This window comes from Lentibacillus amyloliquefaciens (assembly GCF_001307805.1).
Taxonomy (GTDB): Bacteria; Bacillota; Bacilli; order Bacillales; family Amphibacillaceae; genus Lentibacillus; species Lentibacillus amyloliquefaciens.
This window is the reverse complement of sequence record NZ_CP013862.1, coordinates 906,494-922,054: the sequence shown is the minus strand read 5'-3', so window position 1 is coordinate 922,054 and position 15,561 is coordinate 906,494. Positions and strand designations below refer to the sequence as shown.

Annotated in this window: 12 protein-coding genes; 10 read left to right on the top strand and 2 right to left on the bottom strand. The window is 40.7% G+C overall.

Translation table 11 applies throughout. The features are described 5' to 3' along the window. Nucleotide 1: 1 nt before the first annotated feature. The 8 genes from AOX59_RS04570 (at nt 2) to nth (ending at nt 9,850) form a co-directional block, all read left to right on the top strand. Nucleotides 2-1,210, top strand: coding sequence for a CCA tRNA nucleotidyltransferase (locus tag AOX59_RS04570; RefSeq protein ID WP_068442480.1), 1,209 nt, complete (start codon nt 2-4; stop codon nt 1,208-1,210). Beyond that, on the top strand, nt 1,186-2,175 hold the full coding sequence (locus AOX59_RS04565; protein ID WP_068442477.1) for a biotin--[acetyl-CoA-carboxylase] ligase: 990 nt from the start codon (nt 1,186-1,188) through the stop codon (nt 2,173-2,175). The genes AOX59_RS04570 and AOX59_RS04565 overlap by 25 nt, the downstream gene beginning before the upstream one ends. 31 nt (nt 2,176-2,206) lie before the next feature. Further along, on the top strand, nt 2,207-5,011 hold the full coding sequence (dinG, locus tag AOX59_RS04560) for an ATP-dependent DNA helicase DinG (protein WP_068442475.1): 2,805 nt from the start codon (nt 2,207-2,209) through the stop codon (nt 5,009-5,011). A 295-nt stretch (nt 5,012-5,306) separates the two neighbouring features. Further along, the gene (locus tag AOX59_RS04555) at nt 5,307-5,861 is read left to right on the top strand and encodes a cell wall elongation regulator TseB-like domain-containing protein (protein WP_068442473.1); all 555 of its coding nucleotides are present in this window, start codon (nt 5,307-5,309) and stop codon (nt 5,859-5,861) included. Beyond that, entirely contained in the window at nt 5,862-7,046 is a 1,185-nt protein-coding gene (locus tag AOX59_RS04550; protein WP_068442466.1) for a pyridoxal phosphate-dependent aminotransferase, read from the top strand. Between the two features lie 19 nt (nt 7,047-7,065). Then, a complete protein-coding gene (gene asnS / locus AOX59_RS04545; protein ID WP_068442464.1) occupies nt 7,066-8,358 on the top strand; it encodes an asparagine--tRNA ligase in 1,293 nt (430 codons plus the stop codon). A 140-nt stretch (nt 8,359-8,498) separates the two neighbouring features. Then, nucleotides 8,499-9,179: a DnaD domain-containing protein gene (locus AOX59_RS04540; RefSeq protein ID WP_068442462.1), complete on the top strand. Its 681-nt coding sequence runs from the start codon at nt 8,499-8,501 to the stop codon at nt 9,177-9,179. 5 nt (nt 9,180-9,184) lie between these two features. Beyond that, a complete protein-coding gene (gene nth / locus AOX59_RS04535; RefSeq protein WP_068442458.1) occupies nt 9,185-9,850 on the top strand; it encodes an endonuclease III in 666 nt (221 codons plus the stop codon). A gap of 483 nt (nt 9,851-10,333) precedes the next feature. Here the strand turns inward: nth and AOX59_RS04530 are convergent, their stop codons facing one another. Continuing rightward, nucleotides 10,334-13,204 (bottom strand): transglycosylase domain-containing protein, encoded by a 2,871-nt coding sequence (locus AOX59_RS04530; RefSeq protein WP_068442455.1) that lies wholly within the window; start codon nt 13,202-13,204, stop codon nt 10,334-10,336. Between the two features lie 18 nt (nt 13,205-13,222). Continuing rightward, complete coding sequence (recU, locus tag AOX59_RS04525) at nt 13,223-13,813, bottom strand: Holliday junction resolvase RecU (protein WP_068442452.1); 591 nt, start codon at nt 13,811-13,813, stop codon at nt 13,223-13,225. An 88-nt stretch (nt 13,814-13,901) separates the two neighbouring features. Here recU and AOX59_RS04520 point away from each other — a divergent pair, with 88 nt between their 5' ends. Together AOX59_RS04520 and AOX59_RS04515 are read left to right on the top strand one after the other, a co-directional pair. Beyond that, entirely contained in the window at nt 13,902-14,855 is a 954-nt protein-coding gene (locus tag AOX59_RS04520) for a DUF2515 family protein (protein ID WP_068442449.1), read from the top strand. Nucleotides 14,856-15,147: 292 nt separating this feature from the next. Continuing rightward, complete coding sequence (locus AOX59_RS04515; protein ID WP_068442446.1) at nt 15,148-15,426, top strand: hypothetical protein; 279 nt, start codon at nt 15,148-15,150, stop codon at nt 15,424-15,426. Nucleotides 15,427-15,561 lie beyond the last annotated feature (135 nt).

Below are 15,561 nucleotides of genomic sequence, written 5' to 3'. Positions count from 1 at the left end.
GATGCCGGTGTTACTGCCAAAAGAATTCAAACAAGCAAGTGAAATAATTGAACAAATCGAACATTATGGCTATGAGGCTTATTTTGTAGGCGGGTGTGTTCGTGATTTGCTGCTCGAAAGGAAAGTCGGCGATATTGATATTGCAACATCTGCTGAGCCGCATGTCAGTCAGGAAATTTTCGAAAAAGTGATTCCGGTAGGCCTTGAACATGGTACGGTTATCGTTCGTCATAAACATCAGTCATATGAAGTAACAACATTCCGTGTTGATGATGACTATTCAGATCAGCGGCACCCTGACTCAGTAAAATTCGTTAAAACAATCAAGCAGGATTTAAAACGCCGGGATTTCACTATAAATGCTCTGGCAATGGGTAAAAATGGAAACATCATTGATCCTTTTAGCGGAAAAAAAAATCTTAAAAACAACCTAATCAAAGCAGTCGGAGACGCATCCGACAGATTTAAGGAAGACCCGCTGCGCATCATGCGTGCACTGAGATTTTCCAGCCAATTGGGATTTTCACTTGAAGCAAAGACGCTCGATGCGATGGAATCGGTTGTGAATGAAATCGAGACAATCACGATGGAACGTATCGTTCAGGAAACGTCAAAATTTTTCTCGGGTGTTTATGTAAAGAATGGTCTTTATTATTTCAGAAAAATAAACATTACAAAATATCTGCCGATTCTAAAGAAGAATCCATATATAATTGATCGCTTACCGGCGAATATAAAACCATTAAACGCATTTGCATCCGTTATAGCTATGCTACATTTTATCGAGCCGGATGTTGCAATCAGAGATTGGGTAAAGCAATGGAAGTGTTCCAACATGATTAAGTCTGAAGCTGAAAATATATACGAAGCCTTATTAACTTATCAACTGGATGGTTTGAACCGTTGGCTTGTTTACCGCCTGCATGGGTGCAATTACCGAGATTTCACCGCATTAGTGAACATGTTATTCCGTGAGAAGTTAACGAATGAAAAGGTTAAGCAGATAAGAAATTCTTTGCCGATTGAATCCAAAAAAGACTTGACAATTAATGGAACTGACCTGCTTGAGCTTTTCCCCGGCAAAACTCCCGGGCACTGGATGGGAGAAACGCTGGATCAAATTGAAAAAGAAGTTGTACTTGGAAATCTCAGTAACCGCAAAAATGTGTTAAAGGAATGGATGAAATGGAACCTACACGAAACCGATTAATTGATCTTTTGGAAACGTATGATCACGAATATGTGTCAGGCCAATTTTTATCAGAAAAACTGAACATTTCCCGAAGCGCCATTTGGAAGCATATGAAAGAACTTGAGAAAGATGGTTATTTCATTGAAGGGGTCCGGCGTAAGGGCTACCGGATTGTAAAATCGCCTGATAAGGTAAGTGAAAACACCTTACATTGGGGACTCAAAACGAACTGGCTTGGGAAAAATATGATACATAAAACAACAGCAACCTCTACACAGTATGTAGCGCATGACGCTGCGCGGGAAAATGCTGAACACGGAACCGTCATTGTTGCTGATGAACAAACAAAAGGTAAAGGCAGAATGGCTCGCGTTTGGCATTCAACTAAACATAAAGGTATTTGGATGAGCATTATCCTGCGACCGCCTATATTACCTGCTGCGGCAACACAGCTGACGCTATTGACAGCAACAGCCCTTGCAAATGCAATCGCGGAAGGGACAACAGCAACTCCTGCAATCAAATGGCCAAATGACATAATGATTAATGATAAAAAAACAGCGGGCATTCTAACCGAAATGCAAGCTGAACAAGACAGAATCCATTACGTCATTGTTGGAATCGGTTTAAATGTAAATCATACACGTATCGAATTTCCTGAAGGGCTTCATCAAAAAGCAACATCCATTAAATTGGAAACCGGAATCGAACATCCGACTGTACCGCTTATCCAGCAAATTTTGCAGTACTTTGAACATGCCTATGATCAGTATATGACAGCCGGTTTTTCGCCAATAAAAACAAAATGGGAATCGTATGGCTATAAGATAGGGGAAAAAATAAGAATCCGGACGAAACATAACGTCTTCGAAGCAATTTTCAGTGGTGTTGCCGAAGACGGGGCATTGCTTGCTGAAACAGAAGCGGAAGGTGTTCAAAAAATATACTCCGCTGAAGTTGAGTGGTTTCATGAGCTTTATTAAGACACGCATAATACGAGAGTAAGGTGGCATTATGAACGAAAAATATGTTGTGGTCGACTTGGAAACAACCGGGCATTCACCGGCGAATTCGGATAAGATTATTGAAGTTGGCATTGTTATAATTGAAAATAATGAAATAACCGGGGAACACTCAACTTTTCTTAATCCCGAAAAACCCATTCCTGCCTTCATTACCAATTTGACAGGCATTTCTGATCAGGATGTTAATGGGGCACCCCGTTTTCATGACAAAGCATCAGACATAACAGCTTTATTTGAAAACAGTTATCTGGTCGCACATAATGTGCCATTTGATCTGGGATTTCTGAATGGCGAGCTGGCTTCAGCAGGCTTTCCAAAACTTGAGAACCCTGTATTGGACACAGTCGAACTGGCGCGCATTTTATACCCGCAAGCACCGGGTTTTAAATTAGGACAATTGGCAGATCATTTGAACATAACGCATGATGCGCCGCACCGGGCATTAACCGATGCCCTTATGACGGCAGAACTGCTCTTGATCCTTTTAAAAAAACTAAGGAAGCTGCCTTATGAAACCATTACACATCTGTTAAATTTGCAACAAGGTCTGCAATCTGATTTATACGCTTTATTAAATGAACAGCAGCATTCACTTGCATTTTCAAGTGATTCAGACAAAACCATGGATATTTACAGAGGGATGGCGATTAAAAAAGTATCTGAAGAAAAATCTGAAACACAATATGTAGAATCATCTTTTGGCAGCTATCTCGATGCTATTTATGAAACGGGCGGGACCTTGGAGCAGGAGATGTCCCGTTATGAGAAACGGAGCGGTCAACGTGAGATGTCCGAAACAGTATTTGATGCTTTCCGTTCCGGGAACCATGCATTGATTGAAGCAGAAACGGGAACCGGAAAAACGCTGGCTTATCTGCTGCCGGCGATTTATGAAGCAGCCACAATGAACAAAAAAGTTGTGATTAGCACGTATACAACTCAGTTGCAGTCACAGCTGCTCGATGAAGAAGTTCCACTTATAAATAAACTCGTCGACTTTGGGTTTAACATTGCTTTACTGAAAGGAAAACAGCATTACCTCAGCCTTGAAAAGTTTGAACGTGAACTGGGAACTAATCAAGAGGTTAATTATGATCTGACATTAACAAAAGCGATGATACTCGTCTGGCTGACAGAAACTGAGACAGGAGATGTTGATGAAATTCAGCTTCCTTCAAGCGGATACATATTTTACAGGCAAGTATCGACTGATGCGGAAAGCGGTTTTGACCCTTCATCGCCTTGGTTTTCAAGGTCCTTTTACCAGAAGGCACGCCAGAAAGCCCAGAAGGCAGATATTCTAATCACGAATCATGCATTGCTGTCGACGGATATGTTTAATGATTATCAGCTGCTCCCGGCCTATGATAAAGCCATTATTGATGAGGCACATCATTTGGAAGAAACAGCTTCTAAACATTACGGCTTAACACTAAATTATGTGTACATACAAAATACACTTAATCAAATCGGTTCAATAAATGATGACAATTGGCTCGCCAAACTGCTGAAAGAGCAGAAAATAAGTCATGATGATGGCTTCCGAGAATCTGAATGGGAACACATTTTTGAGAATGCTAAACATGAAATAGATGATTTGTTTCGGATGCTTTTTCAATATGTGATCGAACAGAAACAAAAGAGTAAAACATTAAGTGACATCGGACGCATCCAATACCGCTTTGAGGAAACAAAGGAACACGTTGAAGAATGGGGTGTCATCAAAGATATGGTCACCAGGTTAACGTTTTATTTCCGTGATCTGATTCATTTGTTATCCTCATTAAAACAAGAGCTTAAAACAAATAGTCCTGACGATAATCATTACGCCGATGAAACGAATAGTCATATGGAAGCCATTCAATCCATAATCGATCGATTAGAACAGCTGTTTTTATTCGATGATGACAATACTGTCAAATGGATCGAAATAGAAGCGTACGGAGCAAAAAACGCGGTATACCTGTACAGTGAACCGACAGACATATCCACCTTGCTGGCAAATGATTTTTTTGAGAAAAAAGAAAGCATTATTTTAACAAGTGCTACGTTATCAATAAGAAACTCGTTTTTGTTCAGTCAAAAAAGACTTGGGTTATCACCTGAAAACTTGATAACAGCAAAAATTAATTCTCCTTTTTCATACCAGGACCAGGTTCAGTTGATGGTGCCGGATGATTTCCCTGATGTTAGATTCGGTAAGCAGGATGATTTTATTCATTCAACGTGTGAAGCGATTATATCACTCGCTCGAATAACAGACGGGCGTATGCTTGTCTTATTTACGTCATATGATATGCTCAAGAAATCTTATTACCTGTTAAAAGAAACAATCGACATCAATAAGTATATGCTGATCGCACAAGGCATATCAAGTGGCAGCAGATCAAGACTGAAAAAGAATTTCCAGACATTCGATCAGTCGATATTATTAGGTACAAGTTCCTTCTGGGAAGGTGTTGATATACCGGGTGAAGATTTATCATGTCTTATGATTGTAAGGCTCCCGTTCCAGCCGCCAAATCATCCGGTGTATGAAGCAAAATCAAATGAACTTAAACGCGAAGGCAGGAATGCTTTTTTTGAATTGTCTTTGCCCAATGCCGTTATCCGATTTAAGCAGGGATTTGGAAGACTGATCCGTTCAGCAACCGACAGGGGGATCGTTTTCGTATGTGATGCCCGTGTTATAAAGGCCCGTTACGGAAAATATTTTACTGAATCAATTCCATCAGCGCCAATTACGACTGATTCGACACATGCCTTAATGGAAAAAGCTGAAGAATGGTTTTAAAATCCACGTTGATGATAAAAAATGCTGATGCACCAGCTGATGCATCAGCCTCAAGATGTGTGTGGTATGGGTCAGGAAGATTTTTTGTTGAAATAAATAAAAAAGAAACAAATTTACCGGCATGCTTGTTATACTTTATAATGTGATTTAGCTTATTTATTTTCAACGTCACTTATAGTCTTAGCATTGATATCAGCAGTATAAGTAGTAAAATTTGATAACGAAGACAACATTTATTATTGGAGGATAAATATGAATACACAAATACGAACGCTGACTGGTGTGAAATGGTGTAATGCTGAATAATGAATATCCGAAACGAATGATGCCGGGCTGGCTGAAATGGCTCGTTATCATACTCAGTGTGTTAATCGTTATTTCACTTATCTTTGGGATTTATTTATATCAGTCTGTTCAGGAAAACAGAACATCATCCTATGATAAGATAAAAGAAAATGTATTCCAGAAAACTGAACTGACTGATATCAATCACATTGAGCGTTTCCATGGTGAAAAGGCATATTACACTGTTTACGGTGAAACAGAGGACAAGACCAAGAAATTAATTTTTTATCCGTTTAACCAAGATGAATCCGAATTGATAAGTCTCAATCAATCGGACATTGTCACAGAAAAAACAATTAGATCAAACTGGAAGATTGAATGCAATTCCTGTACAATGATTGACATAAAACCGGCAGTTATCAGCGGAGAAGATTCTCAGCCTGCGTGGGAAGTAACATATGAAGATAATTCAAATCGTTATGTTATGGAGTATTTATCAGTAACAGATGGATCAAGAATCGAAATACTCCGTTTTAATCAGTTATATAATGGGGAGAGTGATTAAATGGAATTAGCAAACAGGGTGAAAACATTAACACCATCCGCAACATTAGCAATAACAGCAAAAGCAAAGGAACTTAAAAATCAAGGTTACGATGTAATAGGACTGGGTGCTGGAGAGCCTGACTTTAATACACCTGACTTTATCCTTGATGCAGCAGAGGAAGCTATGAAAAGCGGCTTTACAAAATATACCCCGTCCGGTGGTATACCTGAATTAAAACAGGCAATCATAAATAAATTTGAACGTGATAACAGTCTCGCTTATAATCCTGACGAAGTGATTGTGACGACAGGCGCCAAGCATGCGCTTTACACGCTTTTCCAGGTCTTATTAAATAAAGATGATGAAGTGATTGTGCCTTCACCATACTGGGTCAGTTATCCTGAACAGGTTAAGCTGGCAGAAGGTAAGCCGGTGTTTGTCAATGCAAAGGAAGAAAATGATTTTAAATTGACACCGGAACAATTGAAAGCTGCTGTAACGACAAAAACAAAAGCCGTTATTATCAATTCTCCAAGCAACCCGACCGGCATGATGTATAACCGGCAAGAACTTGAAGAATTAGGAAAAGTTTGTTTGGAAAACAATATTTTAATTGTTTCCGATGAAATTTATGAAAAACTGATCTATACCGATGATGAACATGTTTCGATTGCCTCAATTTCGGATCAGCTCAAAGCTAATACAGTTATTATAAACGGTGTCTCTAAGTCACATTCGATGACTGGATGGCGTATTGGTTATGCTGCCGGACCATCTGAGATTATAAAACCGATGACCAGCTTGGCATCGCATTCCACCTCAAATCCAACGTCGATTGCACAATATGCTGCATTGGCAGCTTACAGTAAAAGTGATGGTGACCCGAGCAGCGAGATGCGCGGTATTTTCAGTGAGCGACTGGAAGTTTTATACGGCTTATTAAATGATATACCGGGGATAACATGTGTAAAACCTAAAGGAGCTTTCTATTTATTTCCAAATGTCCAGGAAGCTGTCAGACAAAGTGGATTTAATTCTGTCGATGAATGGGCGAAAGAATTGCTTGAGGAAGAAAAAGTAGCATTAGTGCCGGGGACCGGATTTGGATCTCCGGAAAATGTGCGATTGTCATATGCGATTTCTCTTGATGCCTTAAGGGATGCGTCTGAACGCATTAAGCGTTTTATTTTGAATCATCAATGATAGCTTTGGAGGGAACATTTTGAAAACAACAATTTCACAAGTGCCAAAATATACAGATCAGCAAGTTAGGATCGGTGCATGGCTTGACAATAAAAGATCAAGCGGTAAAATTGCGTTTTTACAATTACGGGACGGCACTGGATTTATTCAAGGGGTTGTCGTCAAAAATGATGTAACAGAAGAAGTTTTTCAATTGGCTAACAATATAACCCAGGAATCGTCCATGTATATAACCGGGACGATTACTGAGGATTCAAGATCCCCATTTGGTTATGAAATGCATGTGAGTGATATTGAACTGATTCAGGAAGCCGTTGATTATCCGATTACGCCAAAAGAACATGGAACAGAATTCTTAATGGATCATCGGCATTTATGGCTTCGTTCCAAACGGCAGCATGCTGTAATGAAAGTCCGTAATGAAATTATCAGAGCAACATATCAATTCTTTAATGATAATGATTATGTTAAAGTTGATCCGCCAATATTAACCGGGTCATCAGCAGAAGGGACGACTGAGCTTTTCCATACCAAATATTTTGATGAAGATGCTTATTTATCACAAAGCGGCCAATTATATATGGAAGCAGCAGCAATGGCTTTCGGGAAAGTATTCTCATTCGGCCCGACATTCAGAGCGGAAAAATCCAAAACACGACGGCATTTAATTGAATTTTGGATGATTGAACCTGAAATGGCCTTTGTCGATCATGATGAAAGTCTGGAAATACAAGAGCAGTATGTCAGTTTTGTCGTTCAGTCTGTTCTTGAAAATTGCAAGCTTGAACTGCAAACTCTTGATCGTGATATATCAAAACTTGCAAATGTTAAAGCACCATTTCCGCGTATCAGTTATGATGACGCGATTGAATTGGTTAAAGAGAAAGGCTTTGATGATATTGAATGGGGCGAGGACTTTGGAGCACCACATGAAACCGCAATTGCCGAAAGTTATGATAAACCGGTTTTCATTACCAATTATCCGACAGAGATTAAAGCTTTTTACATGAAGCCTGATCCGGAACGTTCAGATGTTGTGTTATGTGCTGATTTGATTGCACCTGAGGGTTATGGTGAAATCGTGGGCGGATCACAGCGGATTGATGATCTTGAATTGATGAAACAGCGCTATGAAGAGCATGATTTGACAGGCCCTGCTTACGAGTGGTATCTGGAATTGCGTCAATATGGCAGTGTACCGCACTCAGGCTTTGGTTTGGGTCTTGAACGGACTGTCGCATGGATTGCCGGTGTTGAACATGTTCGTGAAACCATTCCATTCCCAAGACTGTTGAATCGGTTGTACCCTTAATATCAGCAGCGTATTCTATCAACAAAATCCCTTGCTGACACAGCAGCAAGGGATTTTGTTACAAGTAAAAAAAGCTGCTCAAATTTTGCAACGAAGCCGGGGTATTCATGCTATACTATGTGTATTGAGGTGTACCATTTATGACGAAATTCATTTCATTCCAGGATATATTACTAAACCAAGTCCAGGTGCCTGTGCGATTACTTGATAAGTATACAACACTTGGGCTTAACGAACAGGAAGTAATGGTTATTCTGCAGCTTCTCCGCTTTTTGCAGGAAAATAATGACTTTCCGACACCGAATGATCTTGCCAATCATTTAACGATCAGCGAGAAAGATTGTGCTAATATTTTACGCAAGCTCATTCAAAAGAATTTTTTATCGATTGAACAACTGGAAAATGAAGAAAACCGGATAACTGAAAAGTACAGTCTGAATCCGCTATGGAAAAAATTGTTTACCGAGGAAACTGAAGAGCAGACACAGGAGGATGGCACGATCTTCATCCTGTTTGAACAGGAATTTGGCAGACCGCTGTCGCCATTTGAAATTGAAATGATAAATAGCTGGCTGGACGAGGACAAAATTGAACCATCCCTCATTAAAGCCGGTTTAAGGGAATCTGTTTTGATGGGCAAGCTTAATTTCAAATATATTGATCGTATTCTCAGGGAATGGCAAAAGAAAGGAATTCATTCGGTTGAACAAGCCCGAAAAGCAAGTAAGGCGTTTCATGAGAATCAATCAGCCAAACAACATGAATCAGGCGGCCAAAAGCGGGATACATCTATTTATTACAACTGGCTGGAGGAGGAATAGGGGAAATGCTAAACAAATCACAAGTTCAATCCTGCCTTGATGTCATGAAGGAAATGTACCCGGAAGCACAATGTGAATTGAATCATGACAATCCTTTTGAACTTGTCATCGCTGTATTGTTATCAGCACAATGTACCGATAATCTGGTCAATAAAGTGACGGCTTCTTTATTTAAAAAGTACAAAACACCTGAAGATTTTCTTGCGGTATCACTGGAAGAACTGCAGCAGGATATAAAATCAATCGGCTTGTACCGTAATAAATCAAAAAATATCCGTAAGCTGTGTCAAATGCTGATAGATGAGTATGATGGGGAAGTGCCGAATTCTAAAACAGAACTGATGAAACTTGCCGGAGTCGGCCGGAAAACGGCTAATGTTGTTGCATCAGTTGCATTCAGAGAACCGGCTATTGCAGTTGATACCCATGTGGAACGTGTTGCTAAACGATTAGGCATTTGCCGTTGGAAAGATTCAGTACTTGAAGTGGAACAGACATTGATGAAAAAAGTGCCGAAAGATGAATGGGCTGATACACATCACCGAATGATCTTTTTTGGAAGATATCATTGCAAGGCCAGAAACCCGCAATGTCCGGAATGCCCGTTGCTTGATTTATGCCGGGAAGGTCAAAAACGAATGAAAAAGGCAGAAACAACTGCGAACAAGTAAACGATGAAACCGGTCAAAAACATGCAAAATGAAAAGGCACTATTCGTGCATCTTGTTGCCTTGGCATATAATCCATAAACTGCGAAGTAACTTTGGGTGTAAGTTGTGCGTCGTCTACCGCTTCGGAAATACACTACGCGCACCTTAGGGCTCGCGCTGAGCCTCCTCGCTCGCAAAGAACGCTCGCTGTGGGGTCTCAACGTCTTCGCTTTCCCGCTGGAGTCTTCGTGTATTTCCTTCCTATCGCGGCATTGATTGGAGCCGAGGGCAGTCGACTCCTGCGGGAAAGCGGGCGGCTGAAGATCTGAGCAGGAAGCTGAAGCGTTGCCCTAAGGGGCGCGACTGCCCGCAGCGGAAATCAATCCTGTCACTACGTCACAGTTTACATCAAAGCAGAAATAAACCAACAACCTTTTAATAAACAGGCAATGAAAAAGAGGCAGTCTCCACACTTGGAGCACTGCCTCTTTTTGTTGCTTTTAACTAGCTATCTTCATTGGTGTTCGCATTGTCATTTGCGTTTGGATTTTCGTTTTCACCTTCATTATTGTTGCCGCTATTTCCACCATCGTCACCATTTCCGCCGTTACCACCGTTACTACCATTTTCACCGTTATTACCGTTTCCATCGTTATTGCCATTGTCGCCATCGCCGTCATTGTTTTCACCATTCTCATTGCCATTGTTGTTTCCGTCATTTTCAGTTCCGCCTGAATCCGGTTCTCCAGGGATGGTTGCTTCGGTGCTGGATGATTCACCTCTGACACCTTGATTGTCGCCATCTTGCCCTACAGGCGTAACAGTTATCGTATAAGTCTGTCCTGGCTGGACACCTTCTCCTTCAATGACAATACCGGCTGAATCAACCGTTTGTGTCTGTAATTGGCTGCCCGCTTGTGACACGGCTACTTCGAATTGTGCAGGAGGGCCATCGTATTGCCAGCTGACATCTATATTCGAACCAGACACATTGGCGTTCAAGCCGCTGACGGCAGGAATGTTTCCACCGTCTTCATTTTCTTCGTCACCCGGCACTTCAACAGTAGTTGTCGCGGGTTCACTTGTATTTGAACCTGAAGTGGCAACGACCTGAATCTCATATGTCGCACCGGGCTCAACACTGGAAATTTCCATGGATGTGTCCTCGGTAGATGAGAGACTTTGCATTTGGCCACCATCGACACTTGCGCTCACTTCAAAGGATGCATCTGAGCTATAATCCCATTCAACTTGAATAGAATCTGATCCCTCATCATACGTTGCCTCAAGTCCTTCTACAGGATCAAGCTGATCAAACTGCTCTGAAGTTTCGGATGGTTCCTGACCTTTTACGAATAATTCAGTGACGATTTGCGATTCCGGTGTATATTCACTCGGTTTTTTGGCAGGCCTTGATCCTTTTTCAACTTCAGCCTCCACAACAGAATCAGGCTGCGTAAAGTCTGGTGTATCTATATCCTTTGATAATTCACTCATTGTGTTCTTGTATAGCGCATGAGGAATTTTCGTATCCGGTAACGTTACGCTGTTATCGTCATAACCCGTCCAAATCGAGATCGTATAATCCGTTGTATAGCCACTGAACCAGGAGTCCGGTGAGCCTTCCACTTCATCATGTGTGGTTGTTCCCGTTTTACCTGCATCAGGCAGACCGGGAACATTGGCTTGAGCACCAGTTCCTTCAGAAATGGCTGTTTGCAGCATATCCGTTATCATGTATGCTGTCGACTCAGACATGGCCGCCTCTGGTTCAGGTGTTAAATCAACTGTCCTTCCGCTATCCGGAAACTCGACTTTTGTTACAGCATATGGCTCATTATAAACACCGCCATTTCCAAATGCCCGATAAGCGCCTGCAAGTTCAAGCGGATTGGTGCCTATTTTTCCGCCGCCAATCGCATCTGTGACGCCTACTTGGGTATCGCCGATGGAGATTCCAAGATTCTCTGCGAATTCTATTGCATTACTGGCGCCAATTTCTTCAAATGTCTTGGCTGCCGGGACGTTCAGAGACTGCTGCAGAGCATACCGCATTGAAACCCAGCCATAGTATTGGCCGGCCCATGTATTAATCCGGGCATCACTGCCTGCAATGTCATAAGGCCCATCATCATTTAATTGATGGTAGGTTGACCATTGATTGTTCTCAATTGCCGGGGCATAATCGATAATCGGTTTGAATGTTGATGCGGGCTGACGGCTGATGCCTGTCGCATAATTGAGGCCACCATTTTCCAGACCGCCCCGTGCGCCGCCAATCGCCCGAATAGCACCGGTTTTCGTATCCAATACAGTCATACCGGCTTCCATATCTGTTTCTTCACCGTCAGAATTGGTGACAGGTTCCGGATAATTAATAGGGTTATCTTCACTGTCTGACAATAAATACTCAACATGCTCCTGCGCATCGGTATCGATTGTAGTATGGATATTAAGCCCATCTGTATAAATATCGGCATCTTCAACTTTTTCTTCAACTTCTTTTTTTACCTGATCCAGGAACGCCTGATAAGGTGTTGGATCAGGTGTATCATCAGTCAGCAGGGAAGGGATGTCCACCTGCCGTGCTTCTTCAGCTTCACTTTCCGAAATTTTATCATTTTTAACCATCAGATTCAGTACTGTATTCATCCGGTCTTTCATTAAATCCGGATTTTTAAACGGGTTATAAGCTGATGGACGCTGCGGGAGTCCGGCAAGAATAGCTGCCTCAGGCAATGTCAGTTCACTCAGATCCGTCTTTCCGAAATAAAGTTCAGCAGCTTTTGCTACGCCATAAGCCCGATTGCCATAATAAATTTTGTTTAAATACATTTCCAATATTTCTTCTTTGGAATATTCACGTTCTAATTGGAGCGCAAGCCACATTTCCTGTACTTTGATGCTTATTTTCTTTTCCGGTGAGAGAAATGATTTTTCAATTACTTGCTGTGTAATTGTACTGGCCCCTTCAGAGCCAAAACCATCTGTTATGTTGGCGACCACAGCACCACCGACTCTCCATATATCCACACCCGGGTGGTCAAAAAACCGAGCGTCTTCTGTGGAAAGAACGGCATCAACCAGTACTTGTGGAAGTTCGTCATACTCTACTTGAGTCCGCTGTTCACCGGCTCCCAATTCGGCAAACAGTTCACCATCTTTATCGTATATTTTAGATGAATACGGTGTGTCCAGTTTTGATGCATCAATTTCCGGTGCCGTGACAATATAATAAGTGAATAGAGCACCAACACCAATTCCAATCACCAGTATGGCAATACCAATTATCATGAATAGTTTTTTCCATAGTGGTTTTTTGGCAGACTTTTTTTGTTTTCGTCTTGCTGTACGAGACTGGCCATTTGTTGCCATAACTCATTCTCCTCCAATCTAAAAATAAAGCTGATCAATAATCGTCAAGTAGTTAACCCGAGCCTGAAAATGAAATGGAATCTTGTATCCTTTTTCCTTTATTGCCTCATATCGGATCGATTTTTTTCCTTCATTGAACTGTTCGTCCCAATAGGGAAAAAACGATTCAGCAGGCAGATAGTAAGTTTCATTATGCGCAGAGAAACGAATGATCAAAAAACAAATGCCGCCGTGAGCCGTTATCGATTTCATGTGGCTGATCTGATGATAATGGATGTTAGCAAGCGGAAACCTTGTTTTGTTCCGGGTTTCCTTTGCCTCAAAATCGATATGACGACCACGGTAAATACCATTATAGTCAGTTGTGGAAGGCTGCTTAAAATAGCCTTCTGTTATAACGGCAGCACTTCGTTTTGGATAATGAACATTCACCACCTGAACAGGCGTAGGCTTCTTATGGATAACAGCTTTATTTGTATCCCAGTAAAACGTATTTGTTGTGTTGATATCTTTTTCAAGTGTCATACCTCTGTTGCTGAACTTCATTGATCGGTTTGCGGCAGACACCTGTTTCATACCATTATTTTTTTTGCCGTTTGGATAATGCAATAATGATGTCTCCCTTCTGGGCATATTACAGTATCATACCAAAAATTGTTTAGGTTGACTATATAATTATACGAAATGAGGTTATGAAATGCAGTCATTTTGGGATGATCATGACTATCTACATTATATAATATCTGAAACAAATCAGCATAATTTAGATAACATTTCCCGGACAAAAGCATACGAAAACTTTTATATGACTTATCCGGAAATAAAGTGGGCCCTTCTGGCTGGGATTGTTTCGCGAAATGCAGGGTGGAATATGACTGATTTATGGGTTGCCTCATTCAGAACAATGCTCTCCCATAGCCAGCTGAGGCGGCTGTTTATGACTTATGAACGCGCGAATTGGCTTATTTTTTCCGATGCATATCCTCAGTTACTCGTTTATCAACTGTCAACTGAATTGAAAAAACCGCTCTTTTATTTATTATCAAAATTTCAAGTCTCAAGCTATATGCAAAAGGAATGGCGGTTTTTCTGGCAATATCACGATACACAGCGGCTTATGCACGCCCTGATTATCAATGAACAAAATGTAATCCAAACCCCTGTCATTAAACAGGATTATTTTAAGCGTTATGTGTTTTTGCGTTTGCCATACCTGCTGCAGGACATGTTATTATTGAACGCTATTATTTTACCAGCTAAATCCAAGCAGTTGTATGGAATTTTTGTCCAAGATTTTACAAATATCGATAAACGCATTACCTTAGGGAAACAGATTGCTTCTATTATGTTAAATTCTAAAGTGTACCACCCGTTAATTGAATTCATTCGATCTGTAGAACATACAGGTTCACGATTGGATTATGAGCGGTTTCTAAACATTAAAACAGAAAAATCACCGATACTTCGGACAGTTTATCCGGTAATCACGCATCATGATACCATTCGAAAAGACTGGTACAAAAAAAGAGGGATAAAACGTAATTGGACAAAAGAAATCATCGAAAAACCAGATGCGTGTATAAGTGAGTCATTTTATAAACGTCGGAGGTTAATGTATTACTACCATTTATTACGAAGAATATTTATGTAAGAAAAGGATTTGTCGGCACAAATCCTTTTTTGATTGTTATGTTGATGGCCGATTTGGTCCATCTAATTTTTTGTTCCGGTTTCGGTTTTCTTTTTTCTGATGATGTTTTTCCGTTTTTTGTTCGGATGGTTTCTTTTTTGTCATAACCATACCTCCTTACACTGGTTAGTCTGGCTGAATTGCTGGAAATTTACACTGGTTTTATCGTGATTCTTCTAGTTTTGTCGAATGGGAAGGGACCTCGGAATTAATCTCGAAATAAGTAATTAATAAATAAAGCGGGGTGTATACAATGGCGAAAGCTGCAAGTTTAAATCAGAAGCCAGACGGGGTTGGGACAACTGACTTTGCAAATAAGTTAACTGAAGTGACTAATCAGCTTCGATTAATGGAACAAAAAATAACGATGAGCACTGATCGCTGTATTCAAGGCGATTATGAAAATCACTATCAAAATCTAAATCGCATAACCTATTCCGTTAACAAGGCAGATCTAAAATTCCAAACTGAACTGAACATGCTTGTTCCGAGCCGATTTACATTTAAAAAACCTAAAAAAAGACTATCGTAACGGATGCTTTTTGCCTTCTTTGTTGGTAAAATAAATGAAGATATTGAAAAATTGATTTAAGTTTTTTACTGAGTTTCTTAGAATAAACTCTATAAGTGCGTGTTCAAAAAGAAGGATAAAGTGAAGGGAAAACAA